We start from the raw sequence: 25212 nt of genomic DNA, 5'->3' as shown, positions 1-25212 counted from the left end.
CCCCCTATCGCGCTAGAATAAGAATTGGTCAAGCCATCAATTCACCGTGTGATCACCCTCTAATAGGCTTTATTTTCTAAAATAAGCTTGTTTTGCCCTTACTCCTCGCTTGCCAGTCCCCTGACATCATCCTAAAACCTTTCAAAGATTAAAAAGGGATGATCGACTATGATGGGTTCAATGCGCACTAATAAGAAAAACCAAACAGCAGTTTGGATCATCTTAGGCTTATTGATCGTAGGTCTTATCGGCTTTGGAGGCGCAGGTGCTGGTGGCGGAACTATCCGCACAATCGCAACTGTTGGCGATGAAAAAGTCAGCGTTGATGCATACGCCCAAGCGGTCAGCACATCCCTAAACAGCCTATCTCAACAAGCGGGCCGTCAATTAACAGCTCTTGAAGCCGAACAATTAGGCCTGCAACGTCAGGTTATGGAAGGCTTACTGACAACAGCTGCCTTAGATGACGCGGCAAAAAAACTTGGTCTTAGCATTGGTGATGAAGCCGTCCGCCAACAGCTTCTTGCAACAGCAAGCTTTCAGGGCATTGATGGTAGCTTTGATAATGAAGCATATCAAAATGCATTACAGAATGCTCGATTGTCTACAAAAGAATATGAAGACATCCTTCGCAAACAAGCATCACGTGGCTTTATTGAATCTGCAATTTTAAACGGCGTTCAATCGCAAGGTACACAAACACAAGCGCTTTTGTCTTATGATCGTGAAACACGCGATTTTACATGGATAGAGCTTACTGCTGATGCGTTAGATGCACCAGTGGCAACTCCAACAGATGCACAAATTCAAATGCAATATGAAGCAACACCAGAAGCATATACTGCTCCGTTGTCTCGTGAAATTACATATGCATGGTTAAGTCCTGAAATGTTATCTGATCAAGTGAATATAGACGAAGCATTGATACAAGAATCTTATGACCTTCAACCCGACCGCTTTAACAAAGCAGAAAAGCGCAACTTAGACCGTATCGTTTTTGGCAGCATGGAAGAGGCAAAAGCAGCTCGTTCCGCCCTTGATGCAAATACACAAACATTCGATACAATTATTTCAGAGCGTGGTTTGACAGCAGAAGATGTTAATTTGGGTGATGTCCAAATTGGTGGCATTGCAAAAGCAGCGGCTGATTTGATCTTTTCAACGAACGAAACGGGTATTTTGGGACCTGTGGAATCATCATTGGGCCCTGCAATCTTCCGAGTAAATGCTGTCTTGGCAAAAGACGTTACACCATTCGAAGATGCGCGTGCAGAAATTGTTGGCGAATTGGCTGGAGAGGCTGCACGCCGCTTAGTGAATGATATCGTCGAAGACGTTGACGATCTATTAGCTGGTGACGCGACAATCGAAGAGCTTGTAAGAGACACAGATATGCAACTTGGCACAATTTCTTTATCTGCGGATACATCAGATGGCATCGCCGCATATGAAAATTTCCGCACAATTGCCAATCAATCAGAACCAGGTGATTACCCTGAAATTAACAACTTTGAAGATGGCAGCATTTTTGCCCTACGTGTGGATGAAATCAAACAACCAAAATTGCGCACATTGGATGAAGTGAAAGACCAAGTGATCTTAGATTGGAAAGCTGCAGAAACCGTACGCTTGCTAACAAAGAAAGCAGAAGAGTTAAGAGATGGCTTGAATATCGGTGGAAGCTTCAGTGTCTATGCTGTGAACATTGAAAAAAACGTACGTCGTTCTGGCTTTATAGAAAATACACCTTATGGCCTATTAGATACAGTTTATAATCTAGAAGCGAACAAAGCTGAAATGATAGCTGGTCCAAACAGTGTTTTCGTAGCGCGTTTGGATGCTGTTAATGCGTTTGATACGACTACAGACGATAATAAAGCTTTGGCAATATCAGTGCAGCAGCGTTTAGACATCCAGATTGCAAATGATTTACTTTCTACGTTTTCAAACGCCTTGCGTGCAAATGCGGATGTTTCTATCAATCAAGAAGCAATCAACCAAATCAACGCACAGCTTACAGGCGGTTACGCTGGCGGGCATGGCGGCGGTAACGGATATTAATAATGAACCTATCTCCGGAATTCTCCACTTTTGAAGAAAACTTCAAAGCTGGAAAAAACCAAGTTGTCTATTCACGCCTAGTCGCAGATCTGGATACACCTGTGTCTTTGATGATGAAGCTATCACAGGCTGGCAAGAACAGCTTTATGTTGGAATCTGTGACAGGCGGCGAGATTAAGGGACGTTATTCCATCATTGGAATGAAACCAGATTTGATCTGGGATTGTAATGGTACTACATCGCGTGTGAACCGCTCTGCACGCTTTGACGAAGAGGCTTTTGAGGATCTTGCAGGTGACCCACTCACAACATTGCGCGCATTAATTACTGAGAGCCACATTGATCTGCCCGCAGATTTACCACCGATGGCATCAGGCCTGTTTGGTTATCTTGGTTATGACATGATCCGTTTGGTTGAAAATCTTCCTGACGTGAACCCAGACCCTATTGAACTGCCCGATGCAGTAATGATCCGCCCTTCTGTGGTTGTGGTTATCGACGGTGTAAAAGGCGAAATTACTGTTATCTCTCCGGTATGGGCAGATAATGGGTTGAATGCGCGCGCCGCTTATAATCAAGCTGCTGAACGTGTCATGGATGCTGTGTCTGATCTTGACCGTCCTGTTACCTCTGAAACACGAGACTTTGGAGATATGGATACTACAGATACGTCAATATCGAACACAACCAAAGAGAATTACTTTAAAGTTGTTGAAAAAGCCAAAGACTACATTCGTGCAGGCGATATCTTCCAGGTCGTCCCATCACAACGCTGGACACAAGACTTTAAACTACCGCCGTTCTCTTTGTACCGCGCTTTGCGTCGCACGAACCCATCACCCTATATGTTCTATTTCAACTTCGGTGATTTCCAAGTGATCGGGGCTAGTCCAGAAATCCTTGTAAAAGTTCAAGAAGGCGAAGTGACTATTCGCCCAATCGCAGGCACACGTATGCGCGGCAAAACACCCGAAGAAGATAAAGCGCTAGAGCTTGATCTTTTGGCTGACCCAAAAGAGCTGGCTGAACATCTGATGTTATTAGATCTTGGTCGCAATGATGTGGGCCGTGTTGCTAAAATCGGCACAGTGAACCCAAATGAGCAATTCATCATCGAACGCTACAGCCATGTGATGCACATAGTATCCAACGTCGTAGGTGAACTATCAGACGAACATGACGCCATCTCCGCCCTACTCGCAGGTTTGCCAGCAGGCACAGTATCTGGTGCACCAAAAGTTCGTGCCATGGAGATCATTGACGAGTTGGAAACTGAAAAGCGCGGCGTATACGGCGGCGGTGTCGGTTATTTTTCTGCTAACGGTGATATGGACATCTGTATTGCTCTGCGTACAGCAGTCACAAAAGACGAAAAGCTTTACATCCAAGCGGGTGGCGGCGTTGTCTATGACAGTGATCCTGAAGCTGAATTTCAAGAAACAGTCAATAAATCCAATGCATTACGTCAAGCAGCAAAGGATGCAGGGCTGTTTGTTGACTTTAAATCAGGCAACTAAATCCTGTTTAAAATGACATAACGGCACTAAATTTTCACAAATCTGCCCTATGGCCGCCCCAAACCAAAACTTATACTTTAGTTAGTATTTGGTTACTTTCAGTATTAGTTCCCCACCCCATCCAAGCTGCCCAAAGGATAGAACTAATGGCCCTTAATTATGATTTTGATGTCGCTGCTGACATCCCTCGCGACTTATTCCTAGAAACACCTGCACACAACAAAGACTGCGCACCCAATAGCGGTATGGGGCGTATGGTAATGTTTCGGGACCCGAAAACTGTTACTGCATTTAACGCAGCTCCAAAAAAAATTCAGAAAATCTTCTGTGATGCCCGCTTTGGAAACCGCGTTTCCCTTAGCCGTATGGCAAAAGGGTTCTATCCAGAAATCGAAGACGACTTCAGAACCTTTGTCTTTCAAGAGCTTGAAAAAAACCTAAAAGATCAGTTAACAGATCAAGAACTTGAAGAGCTGTTAAATGATACGCAGAAACCAAAGAAATACTGTTTTTTCAATCGCATGAAAAAGAATAAACCATTAGCAAGAGTTACTCCAAAAGACGCCTTTAACGTCCGTGATTTTATTCATGCTACGACAAGTGCAAGATGCGTAAAAATGCCTAAAAAGATTGTAGAAAACCTAAAACGTCCGGTAGGGTCGCTAAGTCTAAAAGACGGCGCTATTGCGTTCTGCGCAGCACTTGCACCTAGATTATTTATCTTAAGCTACACAGCATTATATGCTGTAACACAAGTAAGCGTTTTTGCTTAAACGCTTACTACTTACTTAACAAGACCGCAGATGCAGGGGCAATGGAAACGCTTTGTCCTTTAGAACTCAGGATCCACCCTGCTAATGCCGCAACAGTATCTTTTGCTGTTGTTCCTAGAATTAGAACTTTTCCATCCCGACCCGCATCAAGGGAAACACGGTCCAAGTACCGCGCTATAAGAGCTTTGTTTTCGCGATTCTCGTCCAATATACGTGCAACCTTTGCTGTTTTGACCCCTTTGAACTGTGCTGATCGATCAACAGAGTTTAAGCCTTTGGCATATGTAATCAAGCCGTGCCCAGTCTCAACAAAACTTTCAATAACAGCATCCGATGTACGGCTGCTTTTTTGCAACTTGGCTTGAGGGTTATCAATAAGGCCAACTGCATTTGGGACTGATGTGAATAATACATTCAGTGCGTCTTTTACCTGATTTGGGTTCAATGCAATGTTCAACGCCTCAGTACGTCCTGACGGCGCCATAGCAATGACCTCAAAACCCGCTGCTTTATAAGACAAAGCGCGCTCTGACGCATCTGGTGCATCCGTGCGGATCGCAATCGTTATGGGTGCATTCAACGTTTTAAGTTTATCAACATCCAAACCTTTAGCGCCAATATCTTCTAGGACGATACCCATCAAAGGACGCTCGCCACGTTCAAATTTTATAGCATTGAACTCTAAAGCATTCCCATCAGGCTTTTCTTCTTCTGCTACTGCTACTTCTGGCGCAGGTTCCTCCGCAGAAATTGACGGCAAAGACGATGATGGCTTTTTGCCAATTGTGATACCTTGATCTTTAACAGGCTCTTTTGCGGTTTCAACGACCTCTTCTTTAGGCTCTTCTGGCTGAATTGTCGGCAGATTAATCTTTTTCTTTTCTTGCTCAGGTTCCGCTTTTTCCGGAGTTTCTGTATCTGTCAGCCCCTCTTTGGGCTCTGGCACAATAACAGCAATCTCTTCCTCTTTTATCTCTGGTGCGCTTTCTGTTGCTGGCTCTTCTGTTTTTTCGGCAATCTCAACATCAGGCTCATCAACTTCTGGTTTTGTTTTCTCTGGCACCGCTTCTTCAGCAGTATTTTCCTCTGAAACCGCGATTTCTTCAGCTTCTGGTACAACCTCGACAGGCTTTGTATCCTTAGCTGTTTGTTCTGTTTCGGAGCTTTCTAAAGATGCAAAACCTTCAAATTGTGGCACAAAACTTGCAACACCAGTTAAGGCAGCGCCACCCACACCTAATCCTACGATAAATCCGGATAAACCTTTAACCACTGACATATTGCCCTGCTCCTTATAAAACGCTGGTCTGTCTATTGACCATTGTCGCCTACTCGGGGCATGTATAGCGCAGAATTTCACAGGGTTCACCCCTGTTTTACGTGTAACTGGAATAAACTGATGCTGCTATTAATCGATAACTACGACAGCTTTACCTACAACCTTGTCCACTATGTTGGTGAATTGGGTGCTGATGTCGTTGTAAAACGCAATGACGAACTGAATGTACAAGAGGCTATGGCCTTAAATCCATCAGCAATCATGCTGTCCCCTGGCCCATGTGATCCAGATCAAGCGGGCATTTGTTTGGCTATGACAGAAGCCGCAGCAGAAACCAAAACACCGCTGATTGGCGTGTGCTTGGGTCACCAGACAATTGGTCAGGCGTTTGGCGGTAAAGTTGTACGTCACACGGATATCGTACACGGCAAGATGGGTACGATGCATCACAATAACACATCTTTGTTTACTGGCTTGCCAAGCCCATTCGAAGCAACACGTTACCATTCACTGGTCGTTGACCGTGATACGCTGCCAGACAGCCTAGAAATCACTGCTTGGTTAGAAGACGGCACAATTATGGGGCTCAAGCACAAAGAATTGCCCATTCACGGCTGCCAATTTCATCCTGAAAGCATTGCCTCTGAACATGGTCATGCCATGCTCAAGAACTTCCTTGATGAAGCAAAGGAAACAGCATGAGCGACGCCTTAAAACCCTTAATAGGCAAAGCCGCCGACGGCCCTTTGACACGTGCAGAGGCAGAAGCCGCGTTCGATATCATCATGGAAGGCAAAGCAACACCATCCCAAACAGGTGGTTTGTTGATGGCTATGCGCACACGCGGCGAAACGGTTGAAGAATACGCCGCTGCCGCAGCCGTTATGCGCGCCAAATGTAACCCTGTTAAAGCTCCTAAAGGTGCGATTGATATCGTTGGCACAGGGGGTGATGGAAAATCCACGCTGAACATTTCAACGGCCACTGCAATCGTTACAGCTGGTACGGGTGTTGTTGTGGCAAAGCACGGCAATAAAAACCTGACATCTAAATCAGGTACTGCGGATGCGCTGTCAGTTTCAGGCGTAAACGTCATGGTTGGCCCAGACGTGGTAGAACGCGCTATTAACGAGGCTGGCATCGGCTTTATGATGGCACCAATGCACCACCCTGCGGTACGCCACGTAATGCCAACGCGTATGGAATTGGGCACACGCACGATTTTCAATATCCTTGGACCACTCACAAACCCTGCTGGCGTAAAACGCCAATTAACAGGTGCCTTTTCCCGCGACATGATCCGCCCTATGGCAGAAGTGCTTTTGGAGCTTGGCTCTGAAAAAGCATGGTTGGTGCATGGCTCTGATGGCACAGATGAGATTTCTATCGCAGGTGTCACATGGTTAGCGGCGCTGGAGAATGGCAAAGTCACTGATCGAGAGATTAACCCAGAAGATGCTGGTCTGCCTGTGCATCCTTTTGAAGCGATCAAAGGCGGTGACCCTGAATTTAATGCAGCAGCTATGGCAGCATTGCTTGAAGGTGAGGCCTCAGCCTACCGTGATGCAGTTCTGTTGAACACAGCCGCAGCTTTGGTTGTGGCTGATAAAGCTGATAATCTGAAAGCTGGCGTTGAGATTGCTGCCGAAAGCATCGACAGTGGCAAAGCAAAAGAAAAACTGGCTCTGTTGGCTAAAATTACATCAGAGGCATCTTAAATGGCTGATATCTTAGATAAAATCAAAGAGTATAAGCTTGAAGAGGTGGTAAAGCAAAAGCGCGCCCTGCCATTTCATGACTTGGAATTCATGGCCAAAGAAGCCAGCCCAACACGCGGTTTTGCTGCCGCTTTGGAAAAAGCATGTGAAACAGGCTATGGCCTGATTGCCGAAATCAAAAAAGCCAGCCCATCTAAAGGTTTGATCCGCCCAGATTTCAACCCACCTGCATTGGCAGAAGCCTATCAGACAGGTGGAGCAACATGTTTATCAGTCCTGACAGACACGCCAAGCTTTCAAGGCGCACCAGAATTTCTGACACAAGCCCGTGCCGCTTGTGATCTGCCTGCATTGCGCAAAGATTTCATGTACGACACCTACCAAGTTGCCCAAGCCCGCGCATGGGGTGGCGACTGTATCCTGATCATCATGGCATCCGTTTCTGACGGACAAGCCAATGAATTAGAAGCCTGCGCTTTTGAATGGGGTATGGATGTATTGCTAGAGGTGCATGATGGCGAAGAACTTGACCGTGCATTGAACCTCAAGTCCCCCCTTTTAGGCATCAACAATCGCAATCTAAAAACATTCGACGTCACATTGGATACAACCCGTGATTTGTCGCGCAATGTGCCATCTGATCGCCATATGGTCACAGAAAGTGGTATATTTACCCCTGACGACATGGCAGAAATGGCCGCCGTTGGTGCGCGTAGTTTCCTAATCGGCGAAAGTTTGATGCGTCAGGATAACGTTGCCGAAGCCACGAAAACCCTGCTAGCCAACCCGGTGAAAGCTGCATGAGCGATAAGTTAACCCATTTCGACGACCAAGGTGCAGCGCATATGGTTGATGTGTCGGATAAAGACATCACCGCACGCATTGCAACCGCCAAAGGGCGCATCATTATGGAGCCAACCACATTGGCAATGATCGCCAGCGGCACTGCGAAAAAAGGCGACGTTTTGGGTATCGCCCGTTTAGCTGGTATTATGGCGGCTAAGAAAACGCCTGATTTGATCCCGTTATGCCATCCACTGCCGATCACAAAGGTTTCTGTCGATTTGGCAGTGAACGAAGATCAAAGCTGCGTGGATATCGAAGCGACCGTGAAAACCACAGGACAAACAGGCGTAGAGATGGAAGCATTAACAGCCGTTAATATCGCCGCACTTACCGTTTATGATATGGTTAAAGCCGTTGATAAAGCCATGCAAATCAGTGATATACGTGTCGTCCTTAAGGATGGCGGTAAATCTGGATTATACGAGGGTCTATGAGACCAAAAATGTTATGGAAATATGTCAGTGAAGATCGCGTTGAATCTGTTTTAACTGGTTTATTTAGATTTACACCACCAAGCGATTTAAACGACCCATTTGATGCTAATCCAGAAATGGAACTATTCGTTAATAAAGGGGAAATATATAAAAGCCTTAAGAATATTCCAAAATCAGAAATATTCGAAAGAATTGATAAGGAAATACTTAAAAATTTTCATTCTCCTTCGAATGTCACCGATACATTTAGACAAACAATCTATAATGGCTTAATTTCTGGCGCATTTGGAATAGACGCACATATTGAAGAATTTTCCAAACTTGTTCCCAATATTACGACAAAAGCATTCGATCAGGCTGTAGGAATGTTTTGTTTATCTGAAACAAATGATAATATTTTAATGTGGTCGCATTACGCAAATAATCACAAAGGAATAGCAATTGGTTTCAATTCATCGCATCCCTTTTTTACAGAGGGTACAAATGATTTGGACTTCAAGCTTCAAGAAATTAAATATTCAGCCAAGCGACCTAAAAACACAAATGATATGAAAGATGGCTATAAGGTTTTCTTTCAAAAGAGCCCAGACTGGAAATATGAACGTGAATGGAGGATGTTTGCAAAACTTGATAAAGCACATCAAATCCATGAAAAAGAAGGTGGATTACCAATTCATCTTTTTCAAATTCCAATTGGTGCAATTGAGTGCGTTGTTTTTGGTATGAAAATGCCAAGACTTACTCAATTAGAAACTCAAATACATTTGATGAAAGAAAGTATTATTAATCGTATTGTTGTTGATGCCAAACCTTTAAGATTTTACAAAGCAACAAAGCATCCAACATTATTCAAGGTCAATATTGAGCCTATATCATGATAACCGTCGAAGAAGCCCTCACCAAAGTCCTAGACCTCTTTTCCCCATTAGACGTAGAAATCGTCCCCATTGCCGAAGCAGGTGGACGCGTATTAGCCCAAGATGTAGCCGCCACACACAACCAACCGCCTTTTGCCAGTTCTGCTATGGATGGGTATGCGGTTATGGCGGATGACATCCAGAAAGGTGCCACTTTAAACGTTATCGGCGAAAGTGCTGCTGGGTCTCGGTTTGACGGCGATATCAAATCAGGTGAAGCTGTTCGTATTTTCACAGGTGCCCCTGTGCCCCCGAGTGCCGATAAAATTCTGATCCAAGAAGATTGTACACGTGACGGCGACACCATCACAGTATCGGATAGTACCGATACGGCCGCTTATATCCGCCCTGCAGGTGGTGATTTTGTAATTGGCGATGCACTGTCGGCCCCTCTTTATCTTGGCCCCAATGAAATCTCTTTGCTGGCGGCGATGAACATTCACGACATTCCTGTGCACCGCAAACCAATCATTGCACTGGTCGCAACTGGGGATGAACTTGTGTATCCAGGCAGCCCATTAGGGCCAGATAACATTGTCAGTTCCAATAACTTCGGCCTAAAAGCAATGGTAGAATCCACAGGTGCAGAAGCACGTATACTGCCAATCGCCCGCGATAATGAAGCCGCTCTGCGAACAGTGCTTGATCTTTGCGAAGGGGCGGATGTGATCGTTACATTAGGCGGCGCCTCTGTTGGAGATCACGACCTGATTGGAAAAATGGCACAGGGTTCAGATATGGACACCAGCTTTTATAAAGTAGCCATGCGCCCTGGAAAACCGCTTATGGCTGGGCAATATAACGGCACGCCACTGATTGGTTTGCCGGGCAACCCAGTCAGCTCGATCGTTTGTGGGCATGTTTTTCTACGCCCCGCGATTAATGCAATGTTGGGACTTGAAGCCAAAGCATTGGCCCGTGAAACCGTCACATTGGGGCAAGATATCGGTAAAAATGGTCCTCGCACCCACTATATGCGTGCAAACCTAGAACTGGTAAACGGTGTTCAGACATGCACTCCATTTGATCGTCAAGACAGCTCGTTATTATCTGTATTGGCAAAAGCAAATTGCTTGATGATCCGCCCACCAAACGAACCAAAAAAGAAAGAAGGAGATATTGTAGATATCATTCGATTATAAGGCTTTTTTATATCTAGCTTTTGCTTTACGCCATTCAGTCTTATACGTCTTAGGGTTGTTTAAAACATGCTCGTAACCATCTCCCAATATCTCATCATACAAACGTACAGCTGATAAAATAGTATTCTCACCATCTTTTTCAGCAGACAAAGAAAATGTTGATAAATTCAGCTTTAGGCGCGCTTTTATATCACCCCATGTCTTTTTGGTTTTTTTATATGGCCTACATTCCGCAACATTAAAATCATCAAGCGTGCCCGTTCGAGCAGCATATTCTTTTAAAGACTTAACAATAATCTGAAATGTTTCCTTGGGAGTCTGCTGTTTTGATAAATTATAAACATATGAATACCACTCAACCATATTGGGTTGGTGCTTAAAATCAGGCATACGTTCGCGTAGTGTCTCTAACGTTGCCATTAACAGTAATGGTGTGAAGCGTTGATTGCCAAATACGTTTAAATATGGGTCGTTCTCATTTTCTTGATGAAACTTTTGCGCAGGTTTTGTTCTAGGGTCATTCAAATCGTACCCACCATGCGCCCGTCCATTACTCACAGCACTATCACCATTAATAGAAAACGCATGATCTGAATGAATAAATTTTCCGCCCAACATAATAGTCCTATACTCAAAGTTGACATCTGGAATTGTACTGTCAAAAAGCACATCCTTCTCAGAAGCGTTTTTTTCTAAAAAGACACGTGAAACACATCCGTGGTATATATTGGGAGTTGCAGGACGTAATGACTTTAAACGACATTGCATCAAATTATCTATATGCTTTTTCTGTGGGTTATATTCATATGGAACCCCATAAGAGCGGGGCCCATAAAACCGTATTCGACCACCTGTCTTAGCGCCATACTCGTCATTCGGCCAAAGGTATGTAGATTTTACCCAAGACACACCATCTGGCTTATGCTTTTCTAAAATACGGCGAAGATATTTAAATTGTTTAGGCAGGATACCATCATCATCACCAAAAAAAATAATGTAGTCGCCAGTACTTTTCAGTGTAGCGCTATTAAAGTTTTCACGCATAGAAACTCGTTTGCCTGTATTGATATATTTCAATCTTTTATCTGAAAATTTTTCAATAACATCTCGCGTATGATCTGTGCTGAAATTATCGCTAACAATGATTTCAACATTGTCATCTTCGATTTCTAAAGCTGTCTGTAGCGAGTACGATAAATAATCCGCGCGCTCCCGAGTAGGGATTATAATACTTATTTTCACGAAAGCCACCGCCAAAGTTTTTATTCCATAATTGATTGGCTTATAGAGTATAGATGATTAAAAACAATGCTTAGTACTGTAAAATATGCGGTTAACCATCTATCATTCAAATACAGCCCCAAAAGTACCAAAGTATGAGCAATAATTCAAAAATATACTTTAATGGAATAAAGCAGGAGTAAAGCTCGTCTAAAGTAAAATAGTTGACACAAAAAGGGAACATCGGTAGAACAAAGAGGAAATATAGCGAAACTTTGTGATAGGAGCGGCTTCATGTTAACCCGTAAACAACTCGATCTTCTTGAATTTATTCACAGCAGAATGGAAAAGGAAGGCGTGCCGCCGTCATTTGATGAAATGAAGGAAGCTTTGGATTTGCGCTCCAAGTCAGGCATCCACCGTTTGATTACAGCGTTAGAAGAACGCGGGTTTATCCGTCGCCTTCCCCACCGCGCCCGCGCCTTAGAAATCATCAAACTCCCAGATAGTATGGATAAAGGTGGCTTTACACCTCGCGTTATCGAAGGCTCGGCCCCAGCACCAGCCCCGCGTGAAGCATTGCCAGTGGAAACGGCTAGCCATTCATTAGAATTGCCAGTGATGGGCCGTATTGCTGCTGGTACACCAATAGAAGCTATCCAAGAGCCATCTCATAACGTTGCTGTTCCCGGTGAAATGTTGGCCAATGGCGGCAAACATTATGCATTAGAAGTTAAGGGCGACAGTATGATTGATGCAGGTATTAATGACGGCGATATCGTTGTGATCCATGAACAATCCGATGCAAACAATGGCGAAATCGTTGTAGCATTGGTTGAGGGACAAGAAGCAACGTTAAAACGTCTGCGCAAGCGTGGGTCTGCAATAGCTCTTGAAGCGGCAAACGATGCTTATGAAACACGCGTATATCGTGATGATCAGGTAAAGGTCCAAGGCCGTTTGGTTGGCTTGATCCGCACCTACTAAGATTTATCTGCTCGCTTTCGCAGCCACCAAGTATTCCACAACCGCTCGCCAGTAACCTGTCGGGCGGTTTTTATATGTATGGATTGCCCACTTAACGTAAGCGCTACCGCACCTTGATATCGTAAATAGGGTTTTGTGATTTGGAAGCATCCAGCACTGAGCTTATCCTTCAAGTTAGGTGCTATAAGGATATCAACCTGCGAACATATATTTTCTATATCTGTTATGGGTGTAGATTTGGGCCAGACATATCCTATCTCTTTGTTATATAAATTAATTTTCATCACATCTGAAAATCCATCCGAGCGAAAAGCCGCAATTTCCTGCCCCTTCCGATCCCCATCATTTTCCAGCCATACACTTGCCGCAAAACCACTCCCCTTTGAACGGTTTAAAGCCCGCTCACCATTATGCAGAATACCCAACAATCGCCCTGTATCCGAAATTAAAACTACAGGTCGTTCTGTTTGTGTCCAAAGGGTAAATGCAAAACAGCATATGCCCACGCCAACCCATCGAAGGTAACCTTTCCATAATATGAAAAAAACTGCGCCAAATCCGATTAACGGCAAGACACCTACTTGGCCTTGAGGCACAGCCATCACAGAGCCGTTTAAACCAGCTACCCAATGGGCGCTACCAAGTATCCAATCAATACCCACCCCCATAATCCAAAAGGGTATCGCATCTAAACCAATCACAGATAACACACCAGCCAAAACGGCAGCTGGCATCACAAGCATCCCCATCACTGGCACAGACGACAGATTTGCCAACAAGCCATATTGAGCGATTTGATTGAAGTGATAGGCCGCAAAAGGCGCCGTAGCAGCTCCTGCAATGAACGATGAAATCACTAATGCGATAATAGGTTGCACAAACCGATTGCGCCCAAATTGCAACCTTTGCCAATAGGTTTGATGCTTTAAAAACTCAAAACTCGCCACCAATGCGGTTGTCGCTGCAAAAGACATTTGAAACCCGGGTTGTGACAGGCTTTCAGGATGTAAAACCAACAGGATCGTTGCTGCCAACGCCACAGCCCGCAATGTGATCACAGGTTTATCCATAATCACCCCTACCAACATCACAGTAACCATAATAAACGCACGCTCCGTAGCGACAGCAGCACCAGAGATTTGAAGATATGCAAACCCTGCAAATACTGCCACCACAGCCCCAATTTTCTTGGTTGGCCATTTCAAAGCCACGTAAGGTATCAAAGCAAAACCATACCGCACCAACGCAAAACAAAAGCCAACCAAAAGCCCCATGTGCAATCCAGAAATCGCTAATAGATGTGCTAAATTGGAATCGCGTAAATCCTGTAAAATATCGGGATCAATCGTGGAACGATCCCCAGTTAAAATAGCCGCCGCAAATGTACCCGTTTGGCCCTTAATTCGACTGCGAATGTGATCAGATATCCGCATACGTAAATCAAAAAGCTTTAATGAATATGTATTCAGATCAGGTGGTTTAACCAGCTCGACAGGTTTTCGACTGTATCCCACAGCCCCCAAACGTTTAAACCAAGCGTACATTTGAAAATCAAAACCACCCGGTTCCACGGGGCCTGATGGCGGTGACACACTACCAATCGTTCGAATATGTGCCCCTGGTATTAGGTGCTGCAAGCCCACATTAGAATGAAAAGAAACACGAATATAAGTTGGTGTACGTGGCTTGGATATCTTGCCCAAGTCCACGTTTTTCAAAATCACGCGTGGCTTATTACTGTTAGACCGATCAATGCCCATAACAGTGCCTTCAATCGGGCCATAATACCGCCAACCCAATACGGGTTCGGCAACAGAATGCGTTCGAAATACTGCCAGTAAAAAACCAAGTATGATTAAGAAAACCACTCGCAAAATCACAGCGTTTCCAGACCGCCACCTCAGAACCGCAACAAGCCCAAGGATCACGCAAGCCCCGCCTATAATCTGTATAAGCCCAGCCGCAGGTTCAAAACGTATGGAAAAATAAATGCCAATACCGATGGAAAGACATACAGGCACCCATAAAAATAACCGCCCATGTTGTGCATTTATCTGCATTGTAAATGCCACGTCTCTTGCTCTTCCGATGTCAAATGCCTAAACCAAGACAACATTATCTTTATTATAGTTTCTAAGAGGTTAAGGCTTATGTCTGTCGTCACCCGTTTTGCCCCATCCCCAACAGGTTATTTGCACATTGGGGGTGCACGCACCGCTTTGTTCAACTGGCTTTATGCCCGTGCGAATGGCGGAAAATTTTTACTGCGGATCGAAGACACTGATCGTGAACGTTCAACTGATGCTGCAACACAAGCCATCTTTGAAGGTATGAAATGGCTTGGTCTTGATTGGGATGGTGACGCATACAGCCAATTTGAACGTCGTGATCGCCATGTAGAAGTGGCCAATGAAATGTTGGCAAATGGTCACGCCTATAAATGCTATTCCACCAAAGAAGAAATCGAAGCGTTCCGCGCCACACCAGAAGGCAAACATGGCGCTTTCCAAAGCCCATGGCGTGACGCTGATCCAGCAACAGCACCTGATGCCCCATATGCCGTCCGTCTTAAAGCGCCGCGCGAAGGTGGTTTGACTATTCATGATGAAGTCCAAGGCAAAGTATCGTGGAAAAATACTGAATTTGACGACATGATCCTGTTACGTTCAGACGGTAATCCAACGTATATGTTAGCAGTTGTCGTAGATGACCACGATATGGGCGTGACCCACATCATTCGCGGGGATGATCACCTGATCAATGCAGGCCGTCAAAGCCTGATCTATACAGCTATGGGTTGGGCTGTGCCTGTGTTTGCGCATATTCCCCTGATCTTTGGTGACGATGGCAAAAAATTATCCAAACGTCACGGTGCCACAGGTGCCGAAGAATACCGCGCAATGGGATATCTTGCCGAAGCCATGCGCAATTACCTAGCACGTCTTGGCTGGAGCCATGGGGATGACGAATTGTTTTCTACAGAGCAAGCAATCGAATGGTTCAATCTAAGCGGCATCAACAAAGCCCCTGCCCGTTTCGATTTCAAAAAACTAGACAACGTCAGCAAGCATCACATCGAAAACGCGCCAGCAGAGGTCGTGTTAAAAGGTTTAACAGATTACATTGCGTCACAAGGCCAAGAACCATTGTCAGCAAGTGATATGGCAAAAATCGAGGCGTCTTTGCCGATTCTACGGGAAAGATCGAAAAAACTGCCTGAAATCCTAGACAAAGCACGCTTCTTATTGGGCGCGCGACCATTTGCGCCTGACGAAAACGATAAGAAATTCGTTGATACAGTATTCAATGGTATACTGAAACGATTGACCCCGCTGCTAGCAGAGGTTAAAAGCTGGACGAAAGAAGACCTTGAAGCATTATTTCGGAATTTCGCCGAAGCCGAAGGTCTAGGGCTTGGAAAGGTTGCGCAACCGATGAAGGTTGTTCTTTCAGGCACGACGAAGTCGCCATCCACATTTGATATGATGGTAGCGATTGGGAGAGATGAAACGCTTGCACGGATCGAAGACACGATCGCAAGCACGGCAAACCCAGACTGATCTGGACTGCTCATCGAACATGGCACGGGGCCATTTCGGATGCATTTAGGGTGTCCGAGAATTATTGAAGGGGCTAATGCCCAGAATGGAATGAGGATGATATGACAGACGCACCACGTACAGCTAAACTTACATTTGACGATAAAGAACTAGATTTGCCAATGTATTCACCAACTGCAGGCCCTGATGTCATCGACATTACAAAGCTTTATGCACAAGGTGGTGTATTCACATATGATCCAGGTTTCACTTCAACAGCATCATGTGATTCAACAATCACTTACATTGATGGCGGCAAAGGTGAATTGCTTTACCGTGGCTACCCAATTGACCAATTGGCTGAAAAATCAAACTACATCGAAGTTTGTTACACATTACTATACGGCGAGCTGCCAACAGAAGATAAACTTATAGATTTTGAGCGCAAGATAACAACGCACACTATGGTCCACGACCAGATGCAATTCTTGTTCCGTGGTTTCCGTCGTGATGCGCACCCAATGGCCATCATGTGTGGTGTTGTGGGTGCTTTGTCTGCATTCTACCACGACAGCACAGACATTTCTGACCCAGAACAACGTGAACACGCATCAATTCGCATGATTGCAAAAATCCCAACGATTGCTGCGATGGCTTATAAATATTCTGCGGGTCAACCATTCGTTTACCCAGACAACAAACTGGATTACGCATCAAACTTCTTACGTATGTGTTTTGCAGTTCCTGCAGAAGAATATGTTGTTGATCCTATCCTTGCAAAAGCAATGGACCGTATTTTCACACTTCATGCTGATCACGAACAAAACGCATCTACATCAACTGTACGTTTGGCTGGTTCTTCTGGTGCGAACCCATTTGCGTGTATAGCTGCTGGTATCGCATGTTTGTGGGGTCCTGCACACGGCGGTGCAAACCAAGCTTGTTTGGAAATGCTACGTGAAATCGGCACTGTGGACCGCATTCCAGAATATGTAGCACGCGCAAAAGACAAATCAGACCCATTCCGTTTGATGGGCTTTGGTCACCGCGTATACAAAAACTTCGATCCACGTGCAAAAGTGATGAAAGAAAGTGCTGACGAAGTGCTTGATCTTTTGGGTATCGAAAACAACGAAACATTGAAAATCGCCAAAGAACTAGAGCGTATTGCGCTTGAGGATGAATATTTCGTATCCAAGAAACTATACCCGAACGTAGACTTCTATTCTGGTATCATTCTTGATGCGATGGGTTTCCCAACATCTATGTTCACACCAATCTTTGCGTTGTCACGTACAGTGGGTTGGATCACACAATGGCAAGAAATGCTAAACGACCCATCACAAAAAATTGGCCGTCCTCGCCAGTTGTACAAAGGTGCAACGCAGCGTGATTACGTTGATTTAGACAAACGTTAATTTTTAAATTGATAGAAATGACTAAGGCCGCTTTTCTAGCGGCCTTTTTTATTAAACATCGTAATTTAATAAGTCAAAAAATGGTCTATGTTACTTTGCATCCGCAGGCGTGCTAGTCGTATAATTATCATCAATATGAGCCAAAGCAGAGATTAAAAAAGCTGGAAACCTTTTCTCATCTTGTTTCGAATTCGTTTTATTCTTTAAAGATTGAATCTGATTATCCATGATTTTTACTACTCCTACTAAATACACATTACATTTTTTGCTTCAAAAAGCTGTTCTTGAAATTTAGCTAAAGATAAAAAGTGCCATTTTAAAGGCAATTAAATTACAGGATTATGGCAAATTCCAGAAACACCATGTGGAAGCAAATTAGCTTCCCTTATAATCAGGCTTACGTTTTTCCATAAACGCCATAACTCCTTCGCGGAAATCATGTGATTTACCAGCCTTGCCTTGTAGCTTAGCCTCTAATGTCAATTGATCATCAACAGTATTATCATAACTCTGTCGCAATGCTTGTTTAACCAACTTGTATGCACCAGTTGGCCCTTCGGCTAAATGGCCCGCTCGTTTAGCGATATGAGCCACAAATTCATCATCCGCAACAGCTTCCCATATCATGCCCCAATCTGCTGCCTGTTGTGCTGTTACAGGTTCCGCAAATAATGCAGCGCCCATCGCACGTGGGAACCCCATCTGACGCGGCAACCAATAAGTGCCTCCAGCATCTGGTATCAAACCAATCCTAGTAAACGCCTGTAAAAACACTGCTGATTGCGCAGCAATCACAACATCACAGGCCAATGCCAAATTAGCACCAGCACCTGCAGCTGCGCCATTCACAGCAGCAATCGTAGGTAAATTACAGTTGTATATCTTTTTCAGAAGCGGTTCATATTCATCACGCAATGTGCTCTCTAAATCCAAATCATCAAAACTGGTTGCATCAGCCAAATCCTGACCAGAGCAAAAACCTTTTCCAGCCCCTGTCAGAACAATAGTGCGTGCCTCGCCCTCAGCCTTATTAAAAGCATCCAGCAACTCTATCCGGCATTTTGTATTTAACCCATTGCGAACATTTGGGCGGTTGATAGTGATTGTCGCGACACCATCGGTCAAATCATAAAGGATAGTTTCATATGTCATGAAACAACCATGCGCATAGATAACAAGATTGCAAAGTTTTTCGTGGCGTCACTTATCCAAAAGATCGTTCAGACGCTTTTCTTCATCTGTAGTCAATTGCGCCAACCGTTCCGCACGTGGACGCGCGATAAACTTCAATGCAAAGAACAAACCCAACAAAAATAGTATTGGCCCTGCCAACCATGGGATCGCATTCTTTAGGCTAAAACGGGGTTTTAGCAGAACATATTCACCGTAGCGATCAACCACATAGTCGATCACTTGCTCATCATCATCACCAGCAATCAAACGTTCGCGCACCAAAACCCGTAAATCCTTGGCAATACCAGCATTGGAACTGTCGATATTTTCATTTCTACATACCAAACAACGCAATTCCTTTGAAATCTCACGCGCTCGGCTTTCCAACCCAGAATCCGTCAATATTTCATCAGGCTCCACTGCCCATACTGGCGTGGCAAGTAATAGTAATGTCAAAATAATCCGTATCATCACCCTACTCCGCTGGAACCGCTTGCATCTTGCGCACACCAGCCGCAACGCGGTAACGTCTGTCTGTCAGGCTTAAAAGCCCACCCAAAGCCATAACAATACTACCAATCCATATCCAATTGGCAAAAGGCTTTACATACGTTCTCACAGCCCAACCGCCGTTTTGCTGATCACCCAAAGCCACATATAAATCGCGTGTTAGGCTTTGATCAATCGCTGCTTCCGTTGTTGGCATTTGTTGTACAGGGTAGAACCGTTTCTCTGGTTGCAGAGTTGCAACCTTTGCGCCATCTTTGAATGCCGTGATTGCACCGCGATCCACACTATAGTTTGCGCCATTGTCTTTGGTCACACCGTGGAACAGGAATTCATAGCCACCAACCTCAAACCGATCACCCGCTTTGGCAACGCGGATATCTTCCACTTCCCAAGCCGTGATCGCAGAAATCCCAAAAATCGTCAGACCAAGCCCAGCATGCGCAACTGATTTCCCCCAGTCAGAACGCGGTAAATTACGCAAACGACGCAAATTTTCTGCAATCGTAGCTTTGCCAACTTTCGCACGCGATCCAAGCTCTGCAACAGCCCCAAGGATCAGCCAAGTCGCCAATGTAATCCCAATAGGTCCCAACATACGGCCACCAGTTTGCATCGTCCAAACCAAAGCGCCCAATGCGACGGACAACGCCAAAACGCCCCAAAGCGGCTGCATAGATTTCTTTAACTGCGCTCGCTTCCAAGGAATGATCGCCCCAATGGGCAAGATCATCGCCAAAGCCACCATAAATGGCGTGAATGCCAGATCAAAAAACGGTGCCCCGATCGATAGTTTTCGTCCCGTTGTAATCTCTGCCACCAAAGGCCAAATCGTCCCGCAAAACACAACACCAGTGGCCACAACCAGCAATAAATTATTGATAACCAAACCAGATTCACGACTGATCATGTTAAACGCCGACGTCGCCTTCATCTGCCCAGCACGTGCCGCATAAAGCGTTAAAGCCCCACCAATTGCAATCACTAGGATCACCAGAATGAACACACCGCGTTCAGGATCATTTGCAAAGGCATGGACCGACGTGATCACACCAGAACGCACAATAAACGTACCTATTAATGAGAATGAAAACGCTAATATCGCCAGTAAAATCGTCCAACTTTTCAAGGTATCACGTTTTTCCACAACGATTGCAGAATGCAGTAAAGCCGCTGAAATCAACCAAGGCATAAAGGATGCGTTTTCAACAGGATCCCAGAACCACCAGCCCCCCCAGCCAAGTTCGTAATACGCCCACCAAGAGCCAAGTGCGATCCCAATGGTCAGGTTTACCCAAGCCAATAGCGTCCACGGGCGCACCCACCTTGCCCAAGCTGCATCAACGCGGCCTTCGATCAAAGCCGCAATTGCAAAACTAAAGCTCATAGAGAGGCCAACATACCCCAAGTAAAGGAATGGTGGATGAAACGCCAAACCAGGGTCTTGCAACAATGGATTCAAGTCGTTGCCATCAATTGGTGGGTTTGGCAATCGTTCAAAAGGGTTTGATGTAAAGATCAAGAACGCCAAAAAGGCAACCGAGATCATTGCCTGAACGGACAATACTCGTGCTTTCAAACGGTCAGGTAAATTTCCTCCGAACCACGCAACCAAAGCGCCGTAAATTGTAAGGATAAGGATCCACAACAACATTGATCCTTCGTGATTCCCCCAAACACCAGACACTTTATAAAGCATAGGTTTTAAGGAATGCGAGTTATACGCCACCAAAGCCACAGAGAAATCAGACGTCACAAAGGCAAGCGTAAGCATCACAAAAGCAAATCCAATCAACAGGAACTGTGCAATTGCCATAGGCATACCTGCCGCCATCCAGCTGGCTTGATTACGTTGCGCACCAACCAAGGGGATAACCGACTGTAAAAGTGCCACTACAAACGCCAAGAGCGTTGCAAAATGTCCAAGTTCTGCTGTCATAGGGGGACTATAGTCCGTCCCATGCCAGCTACAAATGAAATTTCCGTAAGTGGACAGACTGCCGCGTTAGCGGTTCAATCCGCGCCATTCATCCAAGGCCGCATTTTCACTACTTTTCCCCGCCATAACAGCAAAACTTTGCGGCTCTATTTTGCGTTGCAGCTTTCGGCGACGTGCGTGATGTAATTCACGTGCACCAAAATAAAACGACACAATCGCCCCTAATAACCACCACAGTTGATCAGGCACAGTATCCAACCCCTGCATACGAATTGAAAACGCATAAGGGTCAATCATAGCATAGACAAACAACCCAACTGTCCCCAATGCCAATATCGGGCGCGGTAAACGGTTTAACCCATTCACAAAATCATCAAACGGTCCATGCGATGGTCCACCAAATTCAGATGCATATTGTCCATGTGCAGCTTGCAACGCTTTGGTTCGGTTTGAAACGAACACCTCTGCCACGTTTTCAACAGCGCCGCCCACATGATCAACAGCTTTGCCAATACCCAATATCTTACCAATCACACCCATTGTGCTGTCCTTTCTATATGTTCTGCCTGTGTCAGATGAAACCGTTCTGCAATGAATTCTTCTGCTCGAATGATCCAGCCACCTTTGCCGCCATTCCGTCTACGCGCATACTTGCGGGACTTGGGCCGTTTATCTGCCAAACGGTAATAATAATTGCGCCGCTCAATGCCATAAGCGTCCACTAAATGATCAGGAGCTTTCATGAAAACCCGCCCAGCTGCCTCAATACTCTGCGGCCCTAATGCACCGTCCGCGACAACATCTTCTCCAAAGGCATTCAACAACTTTTGCAACAACTTAATTGCTGTGCCGCCTGCATTGACTTGCATATCAAACACACTGACTTGCAAAGCATTTGGCAGTTGATCAATCTTAGGTTTATAAAAATAGTGTTTCTTAAAAATATCAACGGCTTGTGCAACGCTTAAGCGCCTTACATCATTTACATCAATCTGCCCATCACCTGTTAAATCCAACCCCAAACGGCGCATTGTATGAATGGTTACACCATATTTTGTGGCCCCACCTGGATCATCAGGATCATTCACAAACCCGCCTTCGCGATGCACAATTTCTGCGGCAATCGTATCAACACTATCCATCATCTTACCCCACTTCTAAACGTGGAATAAGACTTAGACAAAAACCTTACGGATTAATTTATTGAGCGTTCTCTTTGAAAACACCTTGTTCTTTTAAGGCATCTGCCACTTCTTTCGGCAGATAGTTTTCATCGTGCTTGGCAAGAATTTCGCGCGCTTCAAACGTGCCATTTATCAACTTACCAGTTCCGATCATGCCCGTTCCTTCACTAAACAAATCTGGCAATATTCCCGTAAAGGTAACAGGCACAGAGGCACCACCATCGGTCACAACAAAACTGGCATTCTCACCATTACGAACAAGACTGCCCTCTTCCACCAATCCACCAATGCGAAAAGTTTCCGTTTCGGGTGGCGTATTTTCAGCAACCTGACTTGGGCTGCGGAAAAACTCGATCCCGTCTTTCGCAGCATAGCCTATTAATGCTGTCGAAACAGCCAACAGCACAAACCCAATAATAATCAACTGGATACGGCGTTTTTTCTTAAGTCCAACCGCCATTATGGAAATACAGGAGCAAGCTCCAGTCCCATCGCTTCTGGTAATCCCAACATCAGGTTGGCATTTTGCAGGGCCTGACCTGACGACCCCTTGGTCAAATTATCCAAAGCCGCAATCACCATAGCACGCCCAGAAATACGATCTGCTGTCACACCGATGTGGCAATAGTTTGAGCCGCGCACATGACGTGTGCTTGGTGCCTCACCAAACGGCAACATCTCAATAAACGGTTCATCCGCATAAGCCGCTGCCAACGTGTCATAAATTACTTGCGCATCGCCCTTAACATAGACATTTGCAATGATCCCACGGTTCGCAGGCAGCAATGTCGGCGTGAACTGAACTTTCACAGGCCGCCCTGCAATCGCACTGAATTCCTGATCAAACTCTGCCAAATGGCGGTGTGTGCCTCCAATCGCATAAGGATGCGCCCCTTCAGACAATTCCGCATGCAACAGGTTCTCTTTCAATGCACGTCCAGCACCGCTGACACCAGTTTTCAGATCAATAATAATCTCATCCAGATCAATCACATCCGCCGCAATCAAAGGGCGCAACGCATATTGACCAGTTGCTGCATTACAGCCCGTACCCGCAACCAAACGCGCGTCTTTAATGTCGTCACGGTAAAATTCCGTCAGCCCGTAAACCGCTTCTGCCTGACATTCCAATGCATCATGCTGACCACCATACCATTTGGCATATTCTTCTGGATCCCGCAGTCTGAAATCTGCTGATAAATCAACAACTTTCAATGTTTTTGGCAAAGCAGAGATCACCTTTTGGCTGGTCGCATGTGGCAATGCACAAAAGCATAAATCCACACCTGCAAAATCAACCTCATCGATTTTCACCAACGACGGTAAATCCAAATGGCGCAAATGCGGGAACACTGCCCCCATTTCCAAACCAGCTTTACGTTCAGCTGTCAGCGCAACAATACGCATCATAGGATGTGTCGCAATCAAGCGCACCAATTCAGCGCCTGTATAGCCAGAGGCCCCTAGGATCGCGATATTTTTTGGTGCAGACATGATAATTCTCCTTAATTCAAGAATGACTTAAGAGATTCATCCGCAAATGACAATCAGGCTGCTTCAAATCGTAGCGACTTTGACAGAAACCGTGTTGCCGCATCAGATACAGCTTGCGGGTCGCCCGTCGTCAAAAAACGCCCTTCTGTATCTGTCCCAACCATATCAGGATGACGTTTCAGGTAATCTTCCAGCGATGCCGCCACGATATTCGCCTGCGAGAACACTTTCACGTCATCCCCCAAGGCACTTTGAAAAACATGCTCCAAAATCGGGTAATGCGTACACCCAAGGATAGCAGATTGCGGGTTCGGCATACGCCGCTTCAATGCCGTGACATGACTGCGTACCATGGCTTCGGCCAATTCCAGATCATTGTCCTCCAATGCATCAACCAAACCGGCACAGGGTTGTGCCTCTACATCCACACCAACAGCCCGAAACGCCAATTCACGTTGAAACGCACGACTGGCAACAGTTGCAGGTGTCGCAAACAACGCCACTTGTTTCACAGCAACCTCGCGCGGTGCGGAATTATCACCCCAATCGCGTTCTGTTAACGCCTCAATCAGCGGCACAAATACCCCAAGTACGCGCTTATCCTTGGGGACCCATTCTTCTTGCATACGCTTACAAGCCACAGCAGTTGCCGTATTACAGGCAAGGATCGCAAGATTGCACCCCTCATCCCACAACCGCTCAACACTTCTACAAGTCAGATTATAAATATCATCCGCATCACGCACACCGTATGGCGCATGCATATTGTCCCCGATGTAGGATAACTTCAAATCTGGCATCCGTTCCTGAATACCACGATAAACGGTTAGGCCGCCCAATCCACTATCGAAAACTCCGACTGGCATTCTAATAATTGTCCTCATATTTAAATTCTAGGACAGATGTATCTATGTTTTAGGGGAAAAGTCCATATGCCCCGTCATGTCAAAAGTTAACCACAACACTACAATCCTTCGAAAAGTGCAATATTTAATTGCCTGAAATAGTAATTTATTTCATTAAAATAATATTTTTCCGAATATTCTTCTCAAATCCACAAAGG

General features: G+C 45.3%; 24 protein-coding genes. 12 read left to right on the top strand and 12 right to left on the bottom strand.

Going from position 1 to position 25212, the window contains the following annotated elements; genetic code table 11:
• Positions 1 to 168 precede the first annotated feature (168 nt).
• The 3 genes from F9L33_RS02715 (at position 169) to F9L33_RS02705 (ending at position 4351) form a co-directional block, all read left to right on the top strand.
• Entirely contained in the window at positions 169 to 2061 is a 1893-nt protein-coding gene (locus F9L33_RS02715; protein ID WP_152141192.1) for a peptidylprolyl isomerase, read from the top strand.
• A gap of 2 nt (positions 2062 to 2063) precedes the next feature.
• Complete coding sequence (gene trpE / locus F9L33_RS02710) at positions 2064 to 3578, top strand: anthranilate synthase component I (RefSeq protein ID WP_152141191.1); 1515 nt, start codon at positions 2064 to 2066, stop codon at positions 3576 to 3578.
• Positions 3579 to 3724: 146 nt separating this feature from the next.
• The gene (locus F9L33_RS02705) at positions 3725 to 4351 is read left to right on the top strand and encodes a hypothetical protein (RefSeq protein ID WP_152141190.1); all 627 of its coding nucleotides are present in this window, start codon (positions 3725 to 3727) and stop codon (positions 4349 to 4351) included.
• Positions 4352 to 4358: 7 nt separating this feature from the next.
• Here the strand turns inward: F9L33_RS02705 and F9L33_RS02700 are convergent, their stop codons facing one another.
• Complete coding sequence (locus F9L33_RS02700) at positions 4359 to 5630, bottom strand: divergent polysaccharide deacetylase family protein (RefSeq protein WP_152141189.1); 1272 nt, start codon at positions 5628 to 5630, stop codon at positions 4359 to 4361.
• 120 nt (positions 5631 to 5750) lie between these two features.
• Between F9L33_RS02700 and F9L33_RS02695 the strand changes: the two genes are divergently transcribed.
• Genes F9L33_RS02695 through glp form a run of 6 tightly spaced genes read left to right on the top strand, consistent with a single transcriptional unit; the run spans position 5751 to position 10687 of the window.
• Positions 5751 to 6332, top strand: a complete 582-nt coding sequence (locus F9L33_RS02695; RefSeq protein WP_152141188.1) for an aminodeoxychorismate/anthranilate synthase component II — start codon at positions 5751 to 5753, stop codon at positions 6330 to 6332.
• Positions 6329 to 7348 carry an anthranilate phosphoribosyltransferase gene (gene trpD / locus F9L33_RS02690; RefSeq protein WP_152141187.1) on the top strand — a complete coding sequence of 340 codons (1020 nt, stop codon included), beginning with the start codon at positions 6329 to 6331 and terminating at the stop codon, positions 7346 to 7348. Before F9L33_RS02695 ends, trpD begins: the two co-directional genes overlap by 4 nt.
• On the top strand, positions 7349 to 8152 hold the full coding sequence (gene trpC, locus F9L33_RS02685; RefSeq protein ID WP_152141186.1) for an indole-3-glycerol phosphate synthase TrpC: 804 nt from the start codon (positions 7349 to 7351) through the stop codon (positions 8150 to 8152).
• Positions 8149 to 8628, top strand: coding sequence for a cyclic pyranopterin monophosphate synthase MoaC (gene moaC, locus F9L33_RS02680; protein ID WP_152141185.1), 480 nt, complete (start codon positions 8149 to 8151; stop codon positions 8626 to 8628). Before trpC ends, moaC begins: the two co-directional genes overlap by 4 nt.
• The gene (locus tag F9L33_RS02675) at positions 8625 to 9506 is read left to right on the top strand and encodes a DUF2971 domain-containing protein (RefSeq protein ID WP_152141184.1); all 882 of its coding nucleotides are present in this window, start codon (positions 8625 to 8627) and stop codon (positions 9504 to 9506) included. The genes moaC and F9L33_RS02675 overlap by 4 nt, the downstream gene beginning before the upstream one ends.
• Positions 9503 to 10687: a gephyrin-like molybdotransferase Glp gene (glp, locus tag F9L33_RS02670; RefSeq protein WP_152141183.1), complete on the top strand. Its 1185-nt coding sequence runs from the start codon at positions 9503 to 9505 to the stop codon at positions 10685 to 10687. Before F9L33_RS02675 ends, glp begins: the two co-directional genes overlap by 4 nt.
• Here glp and F9L33_RS02665 read toward each other — a convergent pair.
• Positions 10682 to 11929, bottom strand: coding sequence for a glycosyltransferase family 2 protein (locus tag F9L33_RS02665; RefSeq protein ID WP_193221949.1), 1248 nt, complete (start codon positions 11927 to 11929; stop codon positions 10682 to 10684). The two genes, glp and F9L33_RS02665, sit on opposite strands and share 6 nt — an antisense overlap.
• Positions 11930 to 12202: 273 nt before the next feature.
• Between F9L33_RS02665 and lexA the strand changes: the two genes are divergently transcribed.
• Positions 12203 to 12895 carry a transcriptional repressor LexA gene (gene lexA / locus F9L33_RS02660; RefSeq protein ID WP_152141181.1) on the top strand — a complete coding sequence of 231 codons (693 nt, stop codon included), beginning with the start codon at positions 12203 to 12205 and terminating at the stop codon, positions 12893 to 12895.
• Here the strand turns inward: lexA and F9L33_RS02655 are convergent.
• Entirely contained in the window at positions 12892 to 14967 is a 2076-nt protein-coding gene (locus F9L33_RS02655) for a ComEC/Rec2 family competence protein (protein ID WP_152141180.1), read from the bottom strand. The two genes, lexA and F9L33_RS02655, sit on opposite strands and share 4 nt — an antisense overlap.
• Positions 14968 to 15045: 78 nt before the next feature.
• Here F9L33_RS02655 and gltX point away from each other — a divergent pair, with 78 nt between their 5' ends.
• Both gltX and gltA read left to right on the top strand, forming a co-directional pair.
• A complete protein-coding gene (gene gltX / locus F9L33_RS02650; RefSeq protein WP_152141179.1) occupies positions 15046 to 16455 on the top strand; it encodes a glutamate--tRNA ligase in 1410 nt (469 codons plus the stop codon).
• A gap of 101 nt (positions 16456 to 16556) precedes the next feature.
• Positions 16557 to 17852, top strand: coding sequence for a citrate synthase (gene gltA / locus F9L33_RS02645; protein WP_152141178.1), 1296 nt, complete (start codon positions 16557 to 16559; stop codon positions 17850 to 17852).
• Between the two features lie 90 nt (positions 17853 to 17942).
• On the opposite strand, the gene F9L33_RS15700 is transcribed toward gltA, so the two are convergent.
• From F9L33_RS15700 to F9L33_RS02605, 9 genes are all read right to left on the bottom strand, one after another.
• Entirely contained in the window at positions 17943 to 18080 is a 138-nt protein-coding gene (locus F9L33_RS15700) for a hypothetical protein (protein ID WP_193221948.1), read from the bottom strand.
• Positions 18081 to 18227: 147 nt separating this feature from the next.
• Positions 18228 to 19004 (bottom strand): enoyl-CoA hydratase-related protein, encoded by a 777-nt coding sequence (locus F9L33_RS02640; protein ID WP_152141177.1) that lies wholly within the window; start codon positions 19002 to 19004, stop codon positions 18228 to 18230.
• 48 nt (positions 19005 to 19052) lie between these two features.
• A complete protein-coding gene (locus F9L33_RS02635) occupies positions 19053 to 19496 on the bottom strand; it encodes a cytochrome c-type biogenesis protein (RefSeq protein ID WP_152141176.1) in 444 nt (147 codons plus the stop codon).
• Positions 19497 to 19500: 4 nt separating this feature from the next.
• Entirely contained in the window at positions 19501 to 21471 is a 1971-nt protein-coding gene (locus F9L33_RS02630; protein WP_152141175.1) for a heme lyase CcmF/NrfE family subunit, read from the bottom strand.
• 66 nt (positions 21472 to 21537) lie between these two features.
• Positions 21538 to 22011: a holin family protein gene (locus F9L33_RS02625; protein ID WP_152141174.1), complete on the bottom strand. Its 474-nt coding sequence runs from the start codon at positions 22009 to 22011 to the stop codon at positions 21538 to 21540.
• Positions 22002 to 22613, bottom strand: coding sequence for a holin-associated N-acetylmuramidase (locus F9L33_RS02620; protein WP_152141881.1), 612 nt, complete (start codon positions 22611 to 22613; stop codon positions 22002 to 22004). The genes F9L33_RS02625 and F9L33_RS02620 overlap by 10 nt, the downstream gene beginning before the upstream one ends.
• 58 nt (positions 22614 to 22671) lie before the next feature.
• Positions 22672 to 23115 (bottom strand): cytochrome c maturation protein CcmE, encoded by a 444-nt coding sequence (ccmE, locus tag F9L33_RS02615; protein ID WP_152141173.1) that lies wholly within the window; start codon positions 23113 to 23115, stop codon positions 22672 to 22674.
• Positions 23115 to 24149 (bottom strand): N-acetyl-gamma-glutamyl-phosphate reductase, encoded by a 1035-nt coding sequence (argC, locus tag F9L33_RS02610; protein ID WP_152141172.1) that lies wholly within the window; start codon positions 24147 to 24149, stop codon positions 23115 to 23117. Before argC ends, ccmE begins: the two co-directional genes overlap by 1 nt.
• 53 nt (positions 24150 to 24202) lie before the next feature.
• Positions 24203 to 25015 (bottom strand): glutamate racemase, encoded by an 813-nt coding sequence (locus F9L33_RS02605; RefSeq protein WP_152141171.1) that lies wholly within the window; start codon positions 25013 to 25015, stop codon positions 24203 to 24205.
• Positions 25016 to 25212 lie beyond the last annotated feature (197 nt).

Source organism: Amylibacter sp. SFDW26, assembly GCF_009184395.1.
Classification (GTDB): Bacteria; Pseudomonadota; Alphaproteobacteria; order Rhodobacterales; family Rhodobacteraceae; genus Amylibacter.
The sequence above is the reverse complement of the archived record's forward strand: the minus strand, read 5'-3'. Positions and strand labels throughout refer to the sequence as shown.

Excerpts from the sequence above, each read along its gene's own strand:
- F9L33_RS02715 (WP_152141192.1), top strand. The coding sequence starts at position 169 with ATGATGGGTTCAATGCGCACTAATAAGAAAAACCAAACAGCAGTTTGG.
- trpE (WP_152141191.1), top strand. The coding sequence starts at position 2,064 with ATGAACCTATCTCCGGAATTCTCCACTTTTGAAGAAAACTTCAAAGCT.
- F9L33_RS02705 (WP_152141190.1), top strand. The coding sequence starts at position 3,725 with ATGGCCCTTAATTATGATTTTGATGTCGCTGCTGACATCCCTCGCGAC.
- F9L33_RS02700 (WP_152141189.1), bottom strand. The coding sequence starts at position 5,630 with ATGTCAGTGGTTAAAGGTTTATCCGGATTTATCGTAGGATTAGGTGTG.
- F9L33_RS02695 (WP_152141188.1), top strand. The coding sequence starts at position 5,751 with ATGCTGCTATTAATCGATAACTACGACAGCTTTACCTACAACCTTGTC.
- trpD (WP_152141187.1), top strand. The coding sequence starts at position 6,329 with ATGAGCGACGCCTTAAAACCCTTAATAGGCAAAGCCGCCGACGGCCCT.
- trpC (WP_152141186.1), top strand. The coding sequence starts at position 7,349 with ATGGCTGATATCTTAGATAAAATCAAAGAGTATAAGCTTGAAGAGGTG.
- moaC (WP_152141185.1), top strand. The coding sequence starts at position 8,149 with ATGAGCGATAAGTTAACCCATTTCGACGACCAAGGTGCAGCGCATATG.
- F9L33_RS02675 (WP_152141184.1), top strand. The coding sequence starts at position 8,625 with ATGAGACCAAAAATGTTATGGAAATATGTCAGTGAAGATCGCGTTGAA.
- glp (WP_152141183.1), top strand. The coding sequence starts at position 9,503 with ATGATAACCGTCGAAGAAGCCCTCACCAAAGTCCTAGACCTCTTTTCC.
- lexA (WP_152141181.1), top strand. The coding sequence starts at position 12,203 with ATGTTAACCCGTAAACAACTCGATCTTCTTGAATTTATTCACAGCAGA.
- gltX (WP_152141179.1), top strand. The coding sequence starts at position 15,046 with ATGTCTGTCGTCACCCGTTTTGCCCCATCCCCAACAGGTTATTTGCAC.
- gltA (WP_152141178.1), top strand. The coding sequence starts at position 16,557 with ATGACAGACGCACCACGTACAGCTAAACTTACATTTGACGATAAAGAA.
- F9L33_RS15700 (WP_193221948.1), bottom strand. The coding sequence starts at position 18,080 with ATGGATAATCAGATTCAATCTTTAAAGAATAAAACGAATTCGAAACAA.
- F9L33_RS02640 (WP_152141177.1), bottom strand. The coding sequence starts at position 19,004 with ATGACATATGAAACTATCCTTTATGATTTGACCGATGGTGTCGCGACA.
- F9L33_RS02635 (WP_152141176.1), bottom strand. The coding sequence starts at position 19,496 with ATGATACGGATTATTTTGACATTACTATTACTTGCCACGCCAGTATGG.
- F9L33_RS02630 (WP_152141175.1), bottom strand. The coding sequence starts at position 21,471 with ATGACAGCAGAACTTGGACATTTTGCAACGCTCTTGGCGTTTGTAGTG.
- F9L33_RS02625 (WP_152141174.1), bottom strand. The coding sequence starts at position 22,011 with ATGGGTGTGATTGGTAAGATATTGGGTATTGGCAAAGCTGTTGATCAT.
- F9L33_RS02620 (WP_152141881.1), bottom strand. The coding sequence starts at position 22,613 with ATGGATAGTGTTGATACGATTGCCGCAGAAATTGTGCATCGCGAAGGC.
- ccmE (WP_152141173.1), bottom strand. The coding sequence starts at position 23,115 with ATGGCGGTTGGACTTAAGAAAAAACGCCGTATCCAGTTGATTATTATT.
- argC (WP_152141172.1), bottom strand. The coding sequence starts at position 24,149 with ATGTCTGCACCAAAAAATATCGCGATCCTAGGGGCCTCTGGCTATACA.
- F9L33_RS02605 (WP_152141171.1), bottom strand. The coding sequence starts at position 25,015 with ATGCCAGTCGGAGTTTTCGATAGTGGATTGGGCGGCCTAACCGTTTAT.